Source organism: Dietzia sp. NPDC055877, assembly GCF_053615975.1.
The window spans coordinates 22,617-41,640 of sequence record NZ_JBSHCV010000001.1; the positions used below are offsets into that span (position 1 = coordinate 22,617).

The window sequence follows — 19,024 nt, forward strand, 5'->3', positions numbered from 1 at the left end:
CGTTTCCCCGTCCCTCGCACAGCCCCCTCCCACCCCGCGCCCCTCGAGCGCGGCCCACAGATAAGGAGCACCCCGGATGTCGCTGACCGCCGCATTCGCCGTGTTCGTCCTCACGGTCTCGGTGTTCCTGCTGGCCTACGTCGTGTTCACCGGCCGCGACACCGCGCGCGCCCGCACCCTCGACAACCTGCGCAGCGGGTTCGACGACGGCTACGCGGCCGCGCCCGCCCTCGACGCTGCCGATGATGACGCCTCCGGCAGCTCCGTGGTGGCGCTCGCCCGTCGGCTCACGCCCGCTGGCACCGTCCGGCGGCTCGAGCGGCTCATCCTCCGCGCCGGTCGACCCGACGGCTGGACCATCGACCGGCTGATCGTGCTCAAGATCGCGGGGCCGCTGCTCGTGGTGGTGCTCGGCCTGCTGTTGGTCAGCACCAACCCGGCGCCGCTGCTGATCCTGCTCATGCTGGGCACCGCGGTGGTCTGCTACTTCCTGCCCGAACTGCTGCTCAAGAGCCGCAGCCAGGAGCGCAACGAGGAGATCGCGCTCGAACTCGCCGACACCCTCGACCAGATGACCATCGCCGTGGAGGCCGGGCTCGGCTTCGACTCCGCCATGGCCCGCGCCGGACGCAACGGCACCGGGCCGCTCGCCCAGGAGCTCATCCGGACCCTGCAGGAGATCCAGGTGGGCCAGCTGCGACGGACCGCGTACGAGCAGCTCGCCCAGCGCACCGACGTGCCCGACCTGCGTCGCTTCGTCCGCGCCCTCATCCAGGCCGACGCCTACGGCATCTCCGTGGCGGACGTGCTGCGCACGCAGGCCGCCGAGCTGCGGCTCAAGCGGCGGCAGCGGGCCGAGGAGAAGGCGCAGCAGGTGCCAGTGAAGGTGATCTTCCCCCTCCTGGTGTGCATCCTGCCCGTACTGTTCATCGTGCTGCTCGGACCGACCGTGATCAACATGATGGAGGCGTTCTCCTGACCGTGCGTTCTCATCACCTCCCCGTAGTCCTGCACTTCCCGCGCCGGGTGCCGTCGTGCTGTTCGTGATCGCCGTCGCGTCCGGGCTCGTGTGCGCGGGGTCCGCGGCCGCGCTCGGCCGGTGGATGCGTGGCCTCGCCGACTCCGACTCGCGCTGGCTTCGTATCGGGCTGCACATCGTGCTCGCGGCCGCCGGCGGGTTCGGGGCCGCCTATCTCGCGCGGGGCTGGGCTGACCTCGTGACGTTCGCCGCGCTCGCCGTGGCCTGCGCGCTGCTGGTGACGATCGACCTGGCCGTCTTCCGGCTGCCGGACAAGATCGTGCTGCCGATGTATCCGGTGGTGTTCGGCGGGCTACTCGTGGCTGCCGCTGTGTACAGCGAGTGGGGCTCGCTCGGCCGGGCCGCCGCCGCTGCCGCCGTGCTGCTGGCCTTCTACTTCATCCTGGCGCTGATCAACCCCTCCGGGATGGGGCTGGGCGACGTCAAACTGTCCGGGCTGCTGGGCGCGTTCCTCGGCTGGCTGGGCTGGCCTGCCGTCATGGCGGGAACGCTGGCCGCATTCGTCATCAACGCCGCCGTGGCGCTGGTGCTGCTGGCCGCGCGGCGGGTGGGCGCGAAGAGCGGGATCGCCTTCGGTCCGGCCATGGTGATCGGCGCAGTGCTGGGCGCCTCCTACTTCGCGGTGCGCTCCGGCGGGGTCGCCCTGCTGGGGGCGGCCTGACCGGGGCTACCTGGCCGGTGACGGGCGCTGCTGCGTCTATGCGCTCGAGCGCGAGCGCGCTGTCACGTTCGCAGCGACGGCGATGAACAGCACCACGACCACCGCGAGTACGGCGGTCCACACCAACTCCGGCGATTCGAAGGCCCCCTCGGTGCGTCCGACCGATACCCAGGCCAGGCCCCAGCTCGTGGCCAGGGCCGGAGCGATCCGTCCGCCACTGAGCAGGGCGGTAGCGATGCCTATCCCGGCGGCCACCACGATGCCCACCACGCCGAGCTGGATTCGTGTGAAGATGTCGATCCCGGCGTCGGCGAGCCAGGCGTAGGTGTTGGCCAGGAACGCCACAGACACCCAGCCCAGGTAGAGCCCGAACGTCCCGTCGGTCACCACCTTCTCGACGAGCCCGCCGGTACGCGGCGCGCTGAGGAGGAACATCAAGCGGATGATCACGGCCAGCAACACCACGATCACCAGGACGGACACCGCCAGCCAGCCGAGCTGAACGGTCCAAATCCAGACCGCGTTGAGCACCGCGGAGGCCAACGCCCACGGTCTGACCGCCTCCTGCCGCGGCGAGCGCCGGGCGGTGGGGGTCAGTTGCCAGATTGCGTAGGCGGCCAGGCCGAGGTAGATGACGCTCCAGATGCTGAACGCCGTGCCCGCCGGGGCGATCGGTGTGGCGTCGGCGGACAGCGCGCCGCCTGCGGCCTCGTTGATCGGGGTGCCGCCCAGTGCGCCACTGCCGATGAACGCGGCGACGATCGCGGCGGCGACACCCAGCACGGTGACGATCGGCAGGAACCAGCTTGTTGCCGCAGTAGGGACCCCGCCGGGGTGGGTCGAGGTTCTGTCGGATGCGGGAGTGCTTCTCTGTGACCTCATGGCCCCACCACACCACGAACAGGCACTGGACGGAACCGTGACGAGGTGTCGAGGTCGTTCACGGTGGGGCGGCGGGACGGGCGGTCCACCGTCAGGCGTCGGCCGCGGCTGCACGCCCTCATCCCGCGGTTGCAAGACATAGCCCCGGGGCTGCAAGACGTCTTGTGCGAGATCCGGCAAGAAATTGGCACAGCTTGTCGTGCGACCGGAGGGGAGTGTCTTGCAACCGGGGCCATCTTGTCCGCGGGCAGTACTTCAGCGATTACAGTTCCGAGCCCCGGACCCATCCTGACCGCGCGGCCACAGGTGTCGTCCGTCGTCCGGGGCCCGGACGACAATGCCGCCGTCACCCGCGACCGGTTCAGTGGCCGGGTGGAGCCGAATCGTCGCGTCACAGCTCGCCGCGTAGATGCTGAGTGCGGTCACTCGCATGCGTACGCGGTGGGGCAGCTCCTCAGCTGCCCCACCGGGTACGCAGTAGCTCAGACCGCGGCCCGGAACCTCCGCAGCCGCAGACTGTTCGCCACCACGAACACCGAGGAGAACGCCATCGCTGCGCCGGCGATCATCGGGTTGAGCAGCCCGGCCGCGGCCAGCGGGAGCGCTGCCACGTTGTAGGCGAATGCCCAGAACAGGTTGCCGCGGATCGTGCCCAGGGTCCGGCGCGAGAGCCGGATCGCATCCGCCGCCGAACGCAGGTCGCCGCGGACCAGGGTGAGATCGGAGGCCTCGATCGCGGCGTCGGTGCCGGTACCGATCGCCAGCCCGAGGTCGGCGGTGGCCAGGGCGGCCGCGTCGTTGACGCCGTCGCCGACCATCGCCACCACCCGGCCCTCGGCCTGCAGCCGGCGCACCTGCTCCACCTTGTCGGCGGGCATGACCTCCGCGATCACCGTCTCCGGCCCGGGGTCGATCCCTACCTGCTCGGCCACCGCGGTGGCCACCTTGGCGTTGTCGCCGGTGAGCAGGATCGGCGTGAGCCCCAGCTCACGGAACCGGCGGATCGCCTCGGCGGAGGTCTCCTTGATCTGGTCGGCCACCACCAACACCCCGCGGGCTCGGCCGCCCCAGCCCACCGCGACGGCGGTCTGGCCGCGCTCGGAGGCGGCGTCCATGGCCCGCTGCAGTTCCACGGGCAGTGGCATGGCACGGTCCGCCAGCAGCGCGGGCCGGCCGACGATGATCTCCTCGGAGGCGTTGTCGTCGTCGCCCCTCTCACCGGGGCCGACGCCTGCGGCGACGCGACCGGAGACGCCCAGGCCCTCGTGGTTACGGAAGCCCTCCACGGCCGGGAGGTCGCCGGCCTTCTCGCGCGCACCCGCGGCGATCGCGCGGGCGATGGGGTGCTCGGAGGCGTCTTCGACCGCGCCGGCCAGACGTAGCACCTGCGCCTCGTCCTCGTCGTCCGCGACGGTTGTAGAGACCAGGGCGTGCTTGCCGGTGGTGACGGTGCCGGTCTTGTCCAGCACGATCGTGTCGACCTTGCGCGTGGACTCCAGCACCTCCGGGCCCTTGATGAGGATGCCCAGCTGGGCGCCACGGCCGGTGCCGACCATCAGCGCCATCGGCGTGGCCAGTCCCAGCGCGCACGGGCAGGCGATGATGAGCACGGCGACCGCGGCGGTGAACGCCATCGCGGCGCCGGCGCCGGTGATCATCCAGAATGCGAACGTCGCCACGGCCAGGACCAGCACGACGGGCACGAAGATGCCCGAGATGCGGTCGGCCAGACGCTGCGCGGCGGCCTTGCCGGACTGGGCGTCCTCGACCATCTGCGCCATCTGCGCGAGCTGGGTGTCCGAGCCGACGCGGGTGGCGCGCACGACCAGGCGGCCGCTCGCGTTGACGGTGCCGCCGACCACGGCGTCGCCTTCGGACACCTCGGCGGGGACGGACTCGCCGGTGACCATCGAGGTGTCGACCGCGGAGGCGCCGTCGACGATCTCGCCATCGGTGGCGATCTTCTCGCCCGGGCGGACGACGAACTCCTCGCCCACCTGCAGCGCCTCGACCGGGATGCGGGTCTCGACGCCGTCCCGCAGGACCGACACCTCCTTGGCCCCCAGCTCGAGAAGCGAGCGCAGGGCGGCGCCGGCGGTGCGCTTGGACCGGGCCTCGAAGTAGCGGCCGAGCAGGATGAACGTGGTGACGCCGGCCGCGGCCTCGAGGTAGATGTCGCCCGCGCCGTCACTGGGCGAGAGCGAGAACTCGAAGCCGTGCGTCATGCCCGGCATGCCGGCGTGGCCGAGGAACAGCGCGTACAGCGACCAGGCCAGCGCGGCGAGCGTGCCCATCGACACCAGCGTGTCCATGGTGAACGTGCCGTGCCGGAGATTGATCCAGGCCGCGCGGTGGAACGGGTACGCGCCCCACACCACGACGGGCGCGGCGAGCGTGAGCGAGAGCCACTGCCAGTAGGTGAACTGCAGTGCCGGGATCATGGCCATCGCGATCACCGGGATCGACAGGGCGGCCGAGATGATCACTCGCTGTTTGAGGCTCTCGACGCGGTCGACGCCGGCGGCGTCGTCGGTGGAGTTGCCCGCGTTGCCCATTGCCGTTCCGGAGCCCGTGGCGCCGGGCGCCCCGGCGGTCCCGGGGGCGGCGGTGCGCGGCTTCGGCAGCCGTGCCGAGTAGCCGGCCTGCTCGACGGTGTCCAGCAACAGCTGCGGCTCGACGCCGGCGGCGATCTGTACGCGCGCCTTCTCGGTGGCGTAGTTGACCGCGGCCGAGACATTGTCGAGCTTGTTGAGCTTGCGCTCGATGCGGTTGGCGCACGACGCGCAGGTCATGCCCTCGATCTCGAGCTCGAGCTGCGTGGTGGCGGCGTCCTCACGCGCGGTGGTGGTGTCCTCACTCGTGGTCACGGAGCACTCACTCCTCTGCTGTGACGGTGTACCCGGCCTCGTCGACCGCGGCGCGGACCGCCGCGGGATCGACCGGGTTGGGGGAGACGACGACAAGACGGCCGGACTCCAGCTCGACCTCGACGCTGGACACTCCGGGGATCTCGAGGACCTCCTCCTCGACCGAGCTCACGCAGTGGCCGCAGGTCATACCCGAGACGGTGAAGGTGGCGGTGTGGGTGTCGGCGGCAGACATGGTTTCTCCTCTGATTTCGGGCGCCCCGCAGTGCGGAGTCCGGCGTGGATTGTCAGGACTTGACCAGGCGCGCGATGGCCTCGTTGGCTTCCGTCAGCTTGGCTTCGGCCTCGGGGCCGCCGTGCTCGATGGCGCCGGCGACGCAGTGGCCCAGGTGCTCCTCGAGCAGGCTGAGCGAGACGGACTGCAGCGCCCGCGTCATGGCGGAGACCTGCGTGAGGATGTCGATGCAGTACTTGTCCTCCTCGACCATCCGCTGCAGGCCGCGGGCCTGCCCCTCGATGCGGCGCAGTCGCTTGAGGTGGTTCTCCTTGTTGTGGGTGTATCCGTGCTCGGCCATGACCCATACGGTACCCCCCTAGGGTATCTAACGCAAGGGGTGCACCCGCGGCCCCACGCGGGCGGCACCCCGACGGGGGCCGGACCGGTTCCCGTTCCCCTCACCCCGGCTTAGGGTCGGCCTTGTACCGGGTTGCAGACGACGGAAGGAGCCACCATGCCCAAGACAGGCAAGGACGGACACGCCAAGGAGAGCGAACTGCCCTCGACGCTGCAGCGCAGCGACCAGAAGGCCAAGGACACCTTCGCGAAGGCCTACGACTCCGCGGAGGAGGAGTACAGCGACGAGTCGCGGGTGGCCCGCACCGCGTGGGGCGCCGTCAAACACACGCACGAGAAGGTCGGCGACCACTGGGAGCCCAAGGATTCCGCCGGGCCGTCCGACTCGCAGTCCGCCAGCGGCGGCCCGAATCCGTCCGGCGAGTCGAAGGGCGGCGTGGACGCCAACGCGAGCAAGGAGCACCTGTACGAGCAGGCCCAGAAGCTCGACATCGAGGGCCGGTCCGACATGACCAAGGACGAACTCGTCGAGGCGCTGCGCAAGGCGAACGATCGGAAGACCAAGAAGGCACGCGAGAAGAGCGACTGACGGCCCTTCTTCCGGGCGGGGCGGTCTAGAGCGAGTGGTCGGCGGGGTCGGTGTCGTCCGACGCCAGGGATTCGATGCGCTGCAGGTCCGGGAGTAGGAAGTTCTCCACGTCCGAGACGGGCGGGCGGGCCCACACCCGGATCGCTCTGACGATTGACGACGACGACGAGGTCAGCGTCCACACCGAGGTCGGCCCGGTCGAGGCGCTCACCAGAGCCCTCGCGGCAGGCGGCATCGACGTGGAGGTCCTCAGCCTGCACCAGACCAGCGTGGGGACGGGCAGTCAGAGCGAGGCGCTCACCCTGGTCGAATTCCGTGCCGGCGCCGACGTCCGCTGGACAGCCGGGAGGGATCGCTCCGTCCTCGCGGCCACCCTGGCCGCGGTCACGGCCGCCGCGAACGACCTCTGGCGGGCCGGCTCAACGGCAGGAGTTCAGCCGCGGCCCATCCCATAGAACTCGGGGTTGGGGCGCAGGCTGGCGACGTTGGCGATCCTGTTGGACAGGCCGAAGAACGCCGAGATGGAGGCGATGTCCCAGGCGTCGTCCTGGGTGAAACCGTGGCCTTCGAGGATGGCGAAGTCCTCGTCGGACACGGCATAGGCCTCGGCGGAGACCTTAAGCGCGAAGTCGAGCATGGCCTTCTGCCGATCAGTGATGTCCGCCTTGCGGTAGTTCGTGGCGATCTGGTCGGACACGAGGGGATCCTTGGCCCGGATCCGCAGGATCGCGCCGTGGGCGACCACGCAGTACTGGCACTGGTTGGGGCCCGAGGTCGCGACGACGATCATCTCCCGCTCGGCCTTGGTCAGATTCCCCGGCCTGTCCATCAGGGCGTCGTGGTAGGCGAAGAACGCGCGGAACTCATCCGGGCGGTGGGCCAGCATCAGGAAGACGTTGGGGATGAAGCCGGACTTCTCCTCGACGGCCAGGATGGCCGCCCGGATGTCCTCGGGCAGGTCGTCGAGCTCGGGTACCGGGAAGCGGCTGGGGGCCTTGGTGTCGCTCATGAGGTGGTGGTCCTTCGATCAGTTGTCGGTGAGGGGGACGATGACGCGGCCGCGCACGGTTCCGTCGAGCAGTGCGTCAGCGACCGGGATGCAGTCGTCGAGGGTGATCTTCTCCGTCATCGACTCCAGCAGGGCCGGGTCGAGGTCGGTCGCGAGCCGGCGCCAGGCCTCCCGGCGCTCGTCCACGGGGCACATCACGCTGTCGACGCCGGCCAGGGTGACCCCGCGCAGGATGAAGGGCGCGACGGTGGCGGGGAAGTCCATCCCGGCGGCCAGTCCGCACGCCGCGACCACAGATCGGTACTTCATCTGCGCGCAGACGTTGGCGAGCACGCGGCCGCCCGCCACATCGATCGCGCCCGCCCACTGCTCCTTGGCGAGTGGCTTCCCGGACTCGGTGAAGTCCGACCGCGGCAGGATTCGGGTCGCGCCGAGCCCCGTGAGGTAGTCGGATTCTTCCGGGCGACCGGTCACGGCGACCACCCGGTAACCGAACTTGGCCAGCACGGCGATGGCGACGCTCCCCACGCCGCCGGCAGCGCCGGTGACCAGGACCTCCCCGGAGTCAGGAGTCACCCCGTGGCGCTCGAGTGCCATCACGCACAGCATCGCGGTGTACCCGGCGGTGCCGATGCTCATGGCCTGCTCGAACGTGAACGCCTCCTCGAGCGGGATCAACCATTCGCCCTTCACCCGGGCGTATTCGGCGAGCCCGCCCCAGTGGCGCTCCCCCACGCCCCAGCCGTTCAGTACGACGCGGTCACCGGGCGCGAAGTCCGGATTCGTGGACTCCTCCACTGTGCCCGCGAAGTCGATCCCGGGCACCATCGGGAAGGATCGGACCACCGAGCCCCTGCCCGTGATGGCGAGCGCGTCCTTGTAGTTGAGGGTCGAGCAGGCCACCCGCACGGTCACATCGCCCTCGGGGAGCTGCGCCGGCGACACATCGGCGACCTCCGCCGAGTGCCCGCTGTCGCCTCCACTGATCAGTACTGCTCTGAAGTTCTCGCTCATCACTGCCTCTCATGGGTGTCGTCGGCGATCATCGCCAGGAACTGTTCTGCAAACGTGTCCAGCGCGGCGGGGTCGCGTTCGAGCTTCGTGCGCAGAACGGCCCCCTCCCACCCGATCCAGAAGAACTCGGCCAGTCGGACGCAATCCGCGTCTGCCGGTATCTCGCCGGCGTCTCGCGCTGCCGTCAGACACCGCGCGGTGCGCGCTTCCCAATCACGGAGAACCGCGGTGAGGCGGTCCCGGAACGAGGGCGGCAGGGCGCCCATCTCCTGGCCGAGATTGCCGACGAGGCAACCACGCCGGAACTCGTGCCGGGCCATGCCCTCCCGCGCGTCCGCGATGAACGCGCGGAGGCGGTCGAGCGGGGTGAGTGTCTGGTCCTCGAACCAGCGATCGAGTTTGGCTGCGAAGTAGTCGGCGTATTCGTCGATCAGGGCGAAACCGAAATCCTCTTTGCTGCCGAAGTAGTAGTAGAACGACCCCTTCGGCACCTCGGCCGCGGTGAGGACCTCCTCGATCCGCACGGCGCTGAATCCCTTCTCCGTCAGGATCGCCACGCCCCGGCGCAGCAAACGCGCTCGAGGGGCATCCGGCTGTGACTGGTCCTTGGGCGGACGACCTCGCCGCCGCGGCGCCACGACCGTCTCTCCCGTGTCCATGAATTAATTAGTAGACCGGTCGACTATTAAAAGTCAAGGGTTGAGCCACGGCGTCGAAACGGGGTGAACGGACTGCCGTCCACATTGTGCGCTTACACTCCCCACAGCTAGTGATCCGAAACACAAAGTCCGGGGGGACCGTGCAACTTCGTCGAACCGCGATGCGCGCAGCCGCATTCGCCGCCGCCATCACCACCACTGTCGCCGGAGGGGCCCTCGTCGCCCCTGCCGCATCAGCGCAGGGATCGTCCAACGACCCGGCGCCCGCGTTCTATCAGCCGCCGGCCGACCTTCCCGCGGACAGCGGCGCCCTGATCAAGACGGAGGCGTTCCCGCTCGCCGGCGCCCTCCCGGACGTCCCCGGCTCGGATGCCCTCACCGCCGGTGCCGGCCCGCTGTCGACCGACGCGCAGCGCATCATGTACACCTCCGTCGGCTCCCGGGGCCAGCAGATCGCCGTGACCGGCACCTACCTGCAGCCGCGGGCCCCATGGGCCGGCGCCGGTTCGCGACCGCTCGCCGTGATCGCGCCCGGCACGCAGGGGCAGGCCGACCACTGCGCGCCGTCGAAGACCTTCCAGAACGTGGCCAACGTCCAGACGGATCCGCCCGGCGTCGGGTTCGGCTACGAGATCATCCAGGCCTATGCCCTGCTGGCCCGCGGGTACGCGGTGGCAGTGACCGACTTCGAGGGCCTGGGCACGCCCGGCCTCCACTCGTATGTGCACCGCGAGGCCCAGGCACGCGCCGTGCTCGACCTCGCCCGCGTCGCTCCGTCCGTGCCCGGTGCGGACACCGGCCCGAACCCGCGCACGGTGTTCTCCGGGTACTCGCAGGGTGGCGGGGCGGTGGCGGCCGCGGCCGAGCTTCATCCGCAGTACGCGCCGGAGCTCGACCTGGTCGGGACCGCCGCGGGCTCGCCGCCGGCCGACCTGCTGGCCACGCTCGAGCAGGCCGACGGGTCCGCTATCGCGGGCGTGATCGGCTACGCCCTCAACAGCCTCTCCGACGCCTACCCCGAGCTGAGGGAGCGAATGGACGTCCACCTCAGTGACGGAGGCCAGGCGATGCTGACCTCGACCGCCGACCAGTGCATCGGTGAGACCACGGTCCAGTTCTTCCAGCACCGCACCGCCAGCTACACCAAGACCGGCCGACCTGCCGTGGAGATCGTCCGCGAGGACCCGGTGGCCATGAAGTACCTGGAGATGCAGCGGGTGGGGCGGTTGAAGCCCACCACGCCGGTGCGGATCCTCTCGCCGGTAAACGACGACGTGGTGCCGGGGCCGCAGTCGCAGCAGCTCGGCCGCGACTGGTGCGCCCTGGGCGCCGACGTCGAGATGGTCATCGATCACACGCCGCCGATCGCCCCCGGCATGGTGATCAACCATGCGACGCCGATGCTCGCCGGCCTGCCCGGGACCGTGCAGTATCTGGCCGACCGGATCGACGGGGTCCCCGCGCCCACCAACTGCGGGACCTACTGACGGAGCCACCCCACCGCTGGTCCACCCCCGTCGAAAAGAGCGTTCCGCACACCCCCTCTCGGGAAACGTGTGCGGAAGGCTCTTCGCGATGCCCGGGCGGGCGGCGGGCGTGGGCGAGCGGGGGCGGGCGGGGGCGTGCGGGGGCGAGCGGGGGCGCCGACTCCGCAACGTAGTTGCGCAACTTGGTTGTACAGTTGGGCGGGTGACCCTCCCCACCGACCCCACCGACCCCGCCGACCCCGCCACATTGGCCGCGGAACTGCGTGATGCCCTGCGCCCACTGTGGAGACGGTTCAACGCCCACCGCACCCTGTCGCTCGGCAAGGTCGGCATCCTGTCGCACCTCGCCGGCCGCGGCCCGCTGACGGCGACCGACCTGGCGGGCCTCGAGCGGATCAGCCACCAGGCGATCGCCAACGCCGTCCGGGAGCTCGAGGAACTAGGCCTGATCCGGCGCAGCCCGGACCCGGACGACGGCCGCCGCGTCCTGGTCCAGCTCACCGACTCCGGCCGCGAACGACTTCGCGCCGAGCAGACCGCCGGACAGGACTGGCTGGCCCGCTCGGTCGCCGACCATCTCGACGACGCCGACCGCGCCACCATCGCCGCCGCGATCCCGCTTCTGCGTCGCCTGGACGCGGACACCCCCGACGCCGCAGACGACGCCGGCTCCCCGGGGGCCCGGCGATGACCGCGATCGACCGCCGCCCCGCACCCCGCTGGTTCGTCCAGGCCCTGGTGTACGCCGCGCTGACCAGCTCGGTCGTCAGCTCACTCGGCATGCTGCTGGTGCCGTCGGTGGCGGCACAGTTCGACATCCCCGTCAGCCAGGCACAGTGGATGCTCACCGTGAACCTGCTGGTCGGCGCGGTGGCGACCCCGGTCATGGGTCGCCTCGCCGACGGCCCGCACACCCGGCGACTGCTCCTGATCAGCCTGGCCGTGATCTTCGTCGGCTCCATCGTCGCCACGGTCGCGACGAACTTCACGGTGTTCCTCCTCGGCCGCGCGCTGCAGGGGCTGCTGTACGGGACGGTGCCGGTCACCATCGCCCTGGCCCGCCGGCACATGAGCTTCGCCGACTCACAACCCGCGATTTCGACCCTGTCGGTGACCGTGTCGATCGGCCTGGGACTGGGCTATCCGCTGACCGGGGTCCTCGCGGCGACGTTCGACCATCGTGCCGCGTTCGCGTTCGCGGCCGTCTTCGTCGTCACCGCCGCGGTCGGGGTGTGGCGCTTCGTGCCGGGCGGCCCCGACCCGCTCGCGCCGCGTATTCCGTTCGACCTGCGCGGCGCGCTCCTGCTGGGCGTCGGCCTGGCCGCGCTGGTGCTGTGGATCTCCGAGGCGCAGGACTGGGGCTGGGCGGCGCCGGCGACACTGGCGGTGCTCGCCGTGGCGCTCGTCGCCCTGGTCGCGTGGGGCCTGCACAGCGTCCGGACCCCGCATCCGCTGGTCAACCTGAGGGTCGTGCGCACCCCGGAAGTGCTGCTGGCCAACGCCACCGCGATCGGCCTCGGCGTGGCCATGTACATCGGGTTGTCCATCGCCAGCCTCGTCGCGCAGGCGCCCACCTCCACCGGCTTCGGTCTGGCAGTGCCCCTGATGTGGGCGGGCTTCATGATGGCCCCGCTGTCGATCGGCAGCCTGACCGCCAACCGCTCGGTGCGCGTGCTCTCCCGCCGCGTGGACATGGCGGTGTTCCTGCCGGTCGGTGCCGCGGTGATGACGGCCGCGTCGGTGCTGTTGTGGCTCAACCACGACCACATCTGGTCCCTCGCCCTGGGGATGTTCCTGTTCGGCGTGGGGATCGGCTCGGGCTATGCGGCCATGCCCGCGCTGATCGCCCGCAGCGTGGCGGTGCACCAGTTGGGCAGCGCGGTGAGCTTCAACCAGGTGTTGCGCACGGTCGGCGGGGCGTTCGGCGCCGCCCTCTCCGCCGCGGTGCTCGCCGCCCACCCGTCGGATTCGACCTACTCGACCGACGAGGGCATCACCGTCGCATTCGGCGTGGGCGTGGTGTGCTGCGTGGTGGTGACGGCAGCGCTACTGGTGCACGCGGTCGTGGGACGACGACGAGGACGACGACGAGCCCGCCTGTAGCCCCACGCCCGCATCTGCGGGCGATACCGTTCACCGCATGCCCCTGCTGAGCTGGATCCCCGTCGTGGTCGTGACCCTGGCCCACCTGATCGCGCTGGTTGCCGATGCGACGACCGCGGCCGCGTGGACGCAGGTCTTTCTCATGCCCGCGCTGGCGGTGGTGCTGCTGACGTTGCCTCGCGACGACCGCGGGCCCGCCTGGCCCTGGGCCCTTGGCGCGTTGGCCGGCAGCTGGGTGGGCGATTCGCTGCCGCGGGTCATGCCGGAGGACGCGAAGTTCCTGGCGATGGTCGGCGGGTTCGCCGTGGCGCAGGTGCTGTGGATCGTGGCCTTCACCCGCGTCGAGCGGGGCCGCCCGCCGATGGCGTGGACGCTGCTGCTCGTGGTGGTCGCGGCCGCGCTGCTCGCGGTCACGGTGCCGTCCGCGGGGATGCTCGCGCCGGCCGTCGTGGTCTACGGACTGCTGTTGCTCGCGGTGGCGTACCTGGCGGCGAGCCACGGCTGGGTGGGCGGCCTCGGCGGCGCGCTGTTCGTGCTCTCCGACGGGCTGATCGCCCTGGGCGCCTTCCGGCCGGAACTGGTCGACTGGCCGCAGCGCGATCTGGTGGTGATGGCCACCTACGTGGCGGCGCAGGCCCTGTTCGTGGCGGTCATCCTGCTCACCCGCTCGCCCGACCGCACCGCCGGCCGCTCACCACTGCGCCGAGATCGGCCCGGGCCCGTCACCAGGTGATGCGCTCCGGGCGGGCGTCGGCGAGGATCTCCTCGCGGTCGTCGGCCAGCAGAAACCCTTCCGCGATAAGCCGGTCCGTGGCCGCGGCGTAGGCGGCCAGGTACTGCGCCCGACTCTCCCACCGCTCGCGCAACTCCTGCTCGTCCACCTCCAGCGTCCGACCCAGCAGCATGCACATCGGCTGCGCATCCCGATCCGGCTCGCCGGTCAGATGCTCGACCGGAGCGTCCACCACCGGGGTGCGCACGCCGCCCCGACTGTTGCCGAGCGTCCCGGTGGCGGGGTTGCGGGTGGTGGCGTCGTCGTCGTCGATCTCTACCGGTGGCGCGGCCGGTGGGCGCGCTCCCCCGCCAGCCCACGACACGAGGTGGCGCAGCCCGGCCCGCAGGACGAACGCCTGCTGGCCGGAGTTGATCGGGCCGTTGCAGTCGACGAACTGCGCGAACTCGCCCAACTGGTACAGGTCGGCGTGCGCCTGGCCGGCTATCTCCCACGTGGTGACCCACTCCGAATCGGGCTGGCGCGCCGGCAGCGACCCGATCATCCCGATGAGATCGCCCTCCGCCTGCACGAGCAGCACCGGCACGCCGACGTCCTCGCGCAGCCGCGCCGGCCCCACGCTGAGCGCCGCCCGGATGTCGGCGCCGTGGCCGCGGTCGTCGAACGGCAGGAAGCCGGCTCCACGGCTGTGGAGGAGGAAGGCGTCGAACACCCCGGCGCGGGCGTGCACGCCGTTGACGTACGAGGTCAGCGCGAACGCCGACTGCGACTCGCCCACCGCGATCACCTGCTGCGGCTGCAGGTCGCCGAGAGGACCCGCGGGCGCGGCTCCGGCCTGCGGATCGCGCGCGTACCGGCCGACCTGCGTGATGATGTCGTAGGCGTAGGCGTCGCCGGGGTGGTGCAGGTCGCCGTACCGCTCGGGTCGGGTCGCGCGCAGCCCCTGTGTCTGGCCGCCCATCCCCACGGCGGCGTCGCCACCCTCGACCGCGATGAACTGCGCGGACACACCCACCCACGCGTGCCCGGCGCGCAGGATCTCGTCGGCGAGGTAGGTGAAATCGGGGGCGGCGTCCTGGCCGCCACTGACGTTGAGCCACTCCACCAGCACCACGCCGCTGAACGCCGCCGGGTCGGCCGGGCGGCGCACGAGAGCGCGGGTGGCATACGGCGCGGTGTCGGCATCGGTGAGCTCGAACCGGCCGTCAGCCGGAGTGACCGTCGCGTCATAGGAGGCGGCCTCGCCGGATACGGCCCACTCCGACTCGACGAAGCCGGCGGCGGCCAGGTCGGCGGGCGCCCGGCCGGTCATGGGCGGGAACGGCCTGCCCTCGGTGAGTTCGGTGAACGTCGCGCGCGCAGAGTCAGCCATGCCTGCGATTGTGCCTGTTGGTGAGTCGTCCAGTCCGCGTTTGCCCGGGCCCGCTGCGTTCGGCCCGTGCGCTTCGCTGTATGTGGTTACCGTCACACCATGACTGATCGCGGATACGGTTCCTGGCTCACCCAGCACGCGCTGCGCAACGGACAGCGGACGGCACTCGTCGACGACGCCGGTGGCGCCGTGACCACCTACTCCCAGCTCGAGACGCGGACCAACCAGCTCGCCGCAGCCCTCGATGCCAACGGGGTCCAGCGCGGCGACCGCGTGGCGATGCTCCTGCTCAACAGCCCGCAGATGATGGAGATCTACTTCGCGGTGGCCAAGCTGGGCGCGATCGCGGTGCCCGTCAACTTCCGCCTCCACGCCTCGGAGGTGGCCTACGTGCTGGAGGACTCCGGGTCGTCGTTCCTGTTCCACAGCACCGCATTCGCCGAGCTTGCTGCCGGCGCTACCGCCGACAACCGGCGGATCCAACGCTCCGTGACGGTGCCGACCCTCGCAGAGCGCACCACCACCTCGGGGGGCGGCAGCGCCGGCGACTACGAGGAGTTCCTCGCCGGTGGGTCGCCGGAGCGGGTGGAGCGCGAGATCTCCCACGACGACATCTGCGTGCTCATGTACACCTCGGGCACCACGGGCCGCCCGAAGGGCGCCATGCTCACGCACGGGAACTTCTTCTACAACGCGGTCAACGGGATGGGGTTCGACTCCGGCCTCGGCCGCACCGACATCACCATCTCCGCCGCGCCGCTGTTCCACATCGGCGCGCTCGGCGTGCACACCCTGCCGTTCCTGTTCATCGGCGCCCAGGTGGTGATCACGGAAGCCTTCGCGCCCGACGCCTGGCTCGAGGCGGTGTCGCGGCACAAGGTGACCAAGGCGTTCCTCGTCCCGGCGATGTGGGCGGCCGTCAGCCAGTCAGGGGCGCTCCAGACCGCGGACCTGTCCACGCTGCGCTCCGGCATCAGCGGCGGGGCGCCGTGCCCGATCACGGTGATCACCGCCCTGCGGGAGGCCGGCATGGAGTTCACCGAAGGGTTCGGGATGACCGAGACCGCCCCCATCGCGGCCTGCCTCCAGCCGGAGGACGTCGTCGCGCACGCCGGCTCCATCGGCCGGCCCGCGCAATTCAACGACTTCTGCATCGTCGACGAGGAGGGCGTGCAGGTACCGGCCGGTGAGGTCGGCGAACTGTGCGTCCGCGGACCCAACGTGTTCATCGGCTACTGGAACAAGCCCGACGAGACCGCCAAGGCGCTGCGGAACGGCTGGTTCCACACCGGGGACCTGGCCCACGTCGACGAGGAGGGCTTCTACACCCTGGTGGACCGCAAGAAGGACATGGTCATCACCGGCGGTGAGAACGTCTACCCCGTCGAGGTCGAGCAGGTGATGTACCAGCATCCGGAGGTTCGCGAGGTGGCGGTCATCGGCGTGCCTGACGCGAAGTGGGGCGAACGGGTGATGGCGGTGGTCGTCCGCACCGAGGGGGCGAGCGTCGACGCCGACGGACTGCGGCAGTGGACCCGAGGCCGCATCGCCCATTTCAAGGCGCCGTCCGAGGTCGTGCTGGTCGACGAACTCCCCAGAACCGCCACAGGCAAGCTCCTCAAGCGCAACCTGCGGCAGGAGCTGGGCGGGCCGGACGCGGCGGTCAGCCGCTGACCGCACCCTGCTCGCCTCCGGCCGGGTCCGCCGCACCGGCCTTATTCGACCTCCACGAAGCGGGACGTGGCCCCGGCGGCTGCGGTCGTTGTCGTCGTCGGGGTTGTCGTCGTCGTACTCGTCGCGCCCGTCGAACCCGCGGGGGTGGACGAGGTCGCTGGGCTGGCCGGGGACGTCGGGACCGTCGGCCTGGTCGGACTACCGGGAGGCGGCGGCGGGGTGGGCCGCACGCTCGGGCGCGTGATCGGCGTCGGGGGTTTGAGCGACGGGCAGGTGTTCAGATGTCTGTCCGCCATCCACGCCGGCGCGCCCTTGGCGATGGCCTCGTCGGGACAGGTCATCAAGTACATCGAGACGTCGCGAACGGTGCGCCAGCGGCCGTCACGGAAGGACACCCAGTACGGATCGCCGGAGTGCTCGCTGGCCATGACGGCCCACCCGCCGCCGCAGTCGATGATGCGCGATCCGCTGCGCGGGTGGCCGAGGTCGGCGTTGATCGCGCGCGCGTCGCACGCGGCGGTGACGCGGCGGGAGGTCGTCGTGGGGGCGGTGCCGGTCGTGGTGGACCGCGTGCTGCGATCCGGTCGCGTGACCGGGGTCCTCGTGGTGGTCGGTAGCGGGCCCGAGGCGACCTCCCCACCCAGGTAGCTGCCGCCGAGGCGTATGCCGACCACCACAGCGACGCCGATCGCCAGCAACGCGACCAGCACGACCGCCGCGGCGATCACGCCCCGCGGCGGGCCCGGGCGCGACCCCTCAGTCTCCGCGGGGGCCTCGTCTGCCGGTCGCCCCGGCCCGGGCCCGTCCACGACGTCAGCTCACCACGTCAGATGGTGATGCCGGGCGGCAGCGGCCCGATCGGGGTGGCGTCGCCGTCGCCCGCGAGGGGGTTCCAGACGTAGACGGTGGTGAGGTAGCCGGCGTCGGCGTTGGCGTCGCCCTCCGCGGGCGGCTGCTGGATGCGCAGCGCGACGTGGAAGTCGCTGTGGCCGCCGAGCAGGACGCGGGGCGTGTCGCCGGGCTGCGTCGCGACCTGCTCGCCGTGGTGGTACAGCAGGACCTTGGTGGGCGAGGAGACGGTGCCGCCCTCGGTCTCGAGGAACAGATAGCCGAGGTTGCCGCACAGGTTGTCGTGCTCGCCGACCGTCCAGCCGACGCCGTCGAAGGGGCCGGGCGTCTCCTCGGCGACCTGCTCGACGTCGACCTCGCACCCGGCCGGCGGGCCGCCGAGCGAGTCGGTGTTGATGGCGCTCGCGGCGGGCGCGACCGTAGCGATCAGGCCTGCTGCGCACGCCGTGGCGGTGAGTGTTCTGGTGGTCCGGGACATGAGGGTCGTCCTTTCCAAACATTGGCACAAAGACTGTCTGCCTTCACAGGTCATATCCCCTGCGGCGTCGATGGTGTTACCCGTCACATCCCCGTGTTGTGTCCTGCGTCTCACTCCGGTTACCGGCGTGGGTACGGTGGATCCAGCCGGCGGCCCGCCCCTCCCGCGCCCCGTTCCGCCGCCCGCCAGGAAGGTGCATCGTGCCCGAGAAGTCCACCGACGAGACCCCCACGCACGTCCTCGACCAGGTCGTCGCCCTGACGCCCGCCGGCGAGCACCGGTTCCGTGGCCGCACCCACGAGGCCTGGGCCAACATGGTGGGCCCGTTCGGCGGCACCACGGCGGCGACGATGCTCAACGCAGTTCTGCAGCACCCCGAGCGGCACGGCGATCCGCTGGCGTTGACGCTGAACTACGCGGGCCCGGTCGCCGACGGCGAGTTCCTCATCGAGGCCCGCCCCGTGCGCACGAACCGCTCCAACCAGCACTGGGTCCTGGAGATGCGCCAGGGCGACGAGGTGGTCACCACCGCCACCGCGCTGACGGGCCTGCGCCGCGAGACGTGGTCGGAGACCGAGACCGGCCCACCGGAGGTCCCGGCGCCGGAGAAGCTGCCGCGCGCCTCGGAGGATCGCGGGGTGCGCTGGATCGGGAACTACGACATGCGGTTCGTCACCGGTGGGTGGGACGACGTCGCGGGAGACGAAGGGACGACGACGTCGACGACGACCATGTGGATTCGCGACTCGCCGGAACGCGGTCTCGACCACCTCTCCCTGACGGCCCTGGGCGATTCGTTCTTCCCGCGCTCGTTCCTGCGGCTCGGTCGGCCGGTGCCCGCGGGGACGGTGACGCTGTCGATCTATTTCATGGCCACGGCGGACGAGCTCGAGGCGCAGGGCACGGATTTCGTGCTCGGGAGCGTCCATGCGCACCGCTTCAACGGCAGCTATCACGACGAGTCGGCACGCCTGTGGTCCCGCGAGGGCACGCTGCTCGCCATCAGTAACCAGTTGATGTACTTCAAGTCCTGA

General features: G+C 70.9%; 20 protein-coding genes. 11 read left to right on the forward strand and 9 right to left on the reverse strand.

What is annotated here, in order from left to right; all coding sequences use genetic code 11:
• Positions 1-76 precede the first annotated feature (76 nt).
• The gene (locus ACWGLC_RS00130) at positions 77-979 is read left to right on the forward strand and encodes a type II secretion system F family protein (RefSeq protein ID WP_452098012.1); all 903 of its coding nucleotides are present in this window, start codon (positions 77-79) and stop codon (positions 977-979) included.
• Between the two features lie 55 nt (positions 980-1,034).
• Complete coding sequence (locus tag ACWGLC_RS00135) at positions 1,035-1,700, forward strand: prepilin peptidase (RefSeq protein ID WP_452098013.1); 666 nt, start codon at positions 1,035-1,037, stop codon at positions 1,698-1,700.
• Positions 1,701-1,736: 36 nt separating this feature from the next.
• Here ACWGLC_RS00135 and ACWGLC_RS00140 read toward each other — a convergent pair whose 3' ends face one another.
• The 4 genes from ACWGLC_RS00140 to ACWGLC_RS00155 form a co-directional block, all read right to left on the reverse strand.
• A complete protein-coding gene (locus ACWGLC_RS00140) occupies positions 1,737-2,582 on the reverse strand; it encodes a tryptophan-rich sensory protein (protein ID WP_452098014.1) in 846 nt (281 codons plus the stop codon).
• 482 nt (positions 2,583-3,064) lie between these two features.
• Entirely contained in the window at positions 3,065-5,374 is a 2,310-nt protein-coding gene (locus tag ACWGLC_RS00145) for a heavy metal translocating P-type ATPase (RefSeq protein WP_452098359.1), read from the reverse strand.
• Between the two features lie 82 nt (positions 5,375-5,456).
• Entirely contained in the window at positions 5,457-5,684 is a 228-nt protein-coding gene (locus tag ACWGLC_RS00150) for a heavy-metal-associated domain-containing protein (protein WP_452098015.1), read from the reverse strand.
• A gap of 52 nt (positions 5,685-5,736) precedes the next feature.
• The gene (locus ACWGLC_RS00155) at positions 5,737-6,024 is read right to left on the reverse strand and encodes a metal-sensitive transcriptional regulator (RefSeq protein ID WP_452098016.1); all 288 of its coding nucleotides are present in this window, start codon (positions 6,022-6,024) and stop codon (positions 5,737-5,739) included.
• Between the two features lie 156 nt (positions 6,025-6,180).
• Here ACWGLC_RS00155 and ACWGLC_RS00160 point away from each other — a divergent pair, with 156 nt between their 5' ends.
• Together ACWGLC_RS00160 and ACWGLC_RS00165 are read left to right on the forward strand one after the other, a co-directional pair.
• Complete coding sequence (locus ACWGLC_RS00160; RefSeq protein WP_452098017.1) at positions 6,181-6,612, forward strand: ChaB family protein; 432 nt, start codon at positions 6,181-6,183, stop codon at positions 6,610-6,612.
• A gap of 74 nt (positions 6,613-6,686) precedes the next feature.
• Positions 6,687-7,067: an alpha-isopropylmalate synthase regulatory domain-containing protein gene (locus ACWGLC_RS00165; protein WP_452098018.1), complete on the forward strand. Its 381-nt coding sequence runs from the start codon at positions 6,687-6,689 to the stop codon at positions 7,065-7,067.
• On the opposite strand, the gene ACWGLC_RS00170 is transcribed toward ACWGLC_RS00165, so the two are convergent.
• Genes ACWGLC_RS00170 through acuR form a run of 3 tightly spaced genes read right to left on the reverse strand, consistent with a single transcriptional unit; the run spans position 7,046 to position 9,294 of the window.
• The gene (locus tag ACWGLC_RS00170) at positions 7,046-7,621 is read right to left on the reverse strand and encodes a peroxidase-related enzyme (protein WP_452098019.1); all 576 of its coding nucleotides are present in this window, start codon (positions 7,619-7,621) and stop codon (positions 7,046-7,048) included. The two genes, ACWGLC_RS00165 and ACWGLC_RS00170, sit on opposite strands and share 22 nt — an antisense overlap.
• A gap of 18 nt (positions 7,622-7,639) precedes the next feature.
• Positions 7,640-8,635, reverse strand: coding sequence for an acrylyl-CoA reductase (NADPH) (gene acuI, locus ACWGLC_RS00175; protein WP_452098020.1), 996 nt, complete (start codon positions 8,633-8,635; stop codon positions 7,640-7,642).
• The gene (gene acuR / locus ACWGLC_RS00180; RefSeq protein ID WP_452098021.1) at positions 8,635-9,294 is read right to left on the reverse strand and encodes an acrylate utilization transcriptional regulator AcuR; all 660 of its coding nucleotides are present in this window, start codon (positions 9,292-9,294) and stop codon (positions 8,635-8,637) included. Before acuR ends, acuI begins: the two co-directional genes overlap by 1 nt.
• 161 nt (positions 9,295-9,455) lie before the next feature.
• Between acuR and ACWGLC_RS00185 the strand changes: the two genes are divergently transcribed.
• The 4 genes from ACWGLC_RS00185 to ACWGLC_RS00200 all read left to right on the forward strand — a co-directional run bounded on the left by ACWGLC_RS00185 (position 9,456) and on the right by ACWGLC_RS00200 (position 13,617).
• The gene (locus ACWGLC_RS00185) at positions 9,456-10,781 is read left to right on the forward strand and encodes a lipase family protein (protein WP_452098022.1); all 1,326 of its coding nucleotides are present in this window, start codon (positions 9,456-9,458) and stop codon (positions 10,779-10,781) included.
• Between the two features lie 202 nt (positions 10,782-10,983).
• On the forward strand, positions 10,984-11,472 hold the full coding sequence (locus ACWGLC_RS00190) for a MarR family winged helix-turn-helix transcriptional regulator (protein WP_452098023.1): 489 nt from the start codon (positions 10,984-10,986) through the stop codon (positions 11,470-11,472).
• Complete coding sequence (locus tag ACWGLC_RS00195) at positions 11,469-12,884, forward strand: MFS transporter (protein ID WP_452098024.1); 1,416 nt, start codon at positions 11,469-11,471, stop codon at positions 12,882-12,884. The genes ACWGLC_RS00190 and ACWGLC_RS00195 overlap by 4 nt, the downstream gene beginning before the upstream one ends.
• A 37-nt stretch (positions 12,885-12,921) precedes the next feature.
• Positions 12,922-13,617, forward strand: coding sequence for a lysoplasmalogenase family protein (locus ACWGLC_RS00200; RefSeq protein WP_452098025.1), 696 nt, complete (start codon positions 12,922-12,924; stop codon positions 13,615-13,617).
• Here the strand turns inward: ACWGLC_RS00200 and ACWGLC_RS00205 are convergent.
• The gene (locus ACWGLC_RS00205) at positions 13,607-14,989 is read right to left on the reverse strand and encodes an alpha/beta hydrolase domain-containing protein (RefSeq protein ID WP_452098026.1); all 1,383 of its coding nucleotides are present in this window, start codon (positions 14,987-14,989) and stop codon (positions 13,607-13,609) included. The two genes, ACWGLC_RS00200 and ACWGLC_RS00205, sit on opposite strands and share 11 nt — an antisense overlap.
• A 99-nt stretch (positions 14,990-15,088) precedes the next feature.
• Here ACWGLC_RS00205 and ACWGLC_RS00210 point away from each other — a divergent pair, with 99 nt between their 5' ends.
• Positions 15,089-16,663 carry an acyl-CoA synthetase gene (locus tag ACWGLC_RS00210; RefSeq protein ID WP_452098027.1) on the forward strand — a complete coding sequence of 525 codons (1,575 nt, stop codon included), beginning with the start codon at positions 15,089-15,091 and terminating at the stop codon, positions 16,661-16,663.
• Positions 16,664-16,729: 66 nt separating this feature from the next.
• A complete protein-coding gene (locus ACWGLC_RS00215) occupies positions 16,730-17,311 on the forward strand; it encodes a hypothetical protein (RefSeq protein WP_452098028.1) in 582 nt (193 codons plus the stop codon).
• A gap of 178 nt (positions 17,312-17,489) precedes the next feature.
• Here the strand turns inward: ACWGLC_RS00215 and ACWGLC_RS00220 are convergent, their stop codons facing one another.
• A complete protein-coding gene (locus ACWGLC_RS00220) occupies positions 17,490-17,990 on the reverse strand; it encodes a hypothetical protein (RefSeq protein ID WP_344996789.1) in 501 nt (166 codons plus the stop codon).
• A gap of 200 nt (positions 17,991-18,190) precedes the next feature.
• Here ACWGLC_RS00220 and ACWGLC_RS00225 point away from each other — a divergent pair, with 200 nt between their 5' ends.
• On the forward strand, positions 18,191-19,024 hold the full coding sequence (locus ACWGLC_RS00225) for an acyl-CoA thioesterase (RefSeq protein WP_452098029.1): 834 nt from the start codon (positions 18,191-18,193) through the stop codon (positions 19,022-19,024).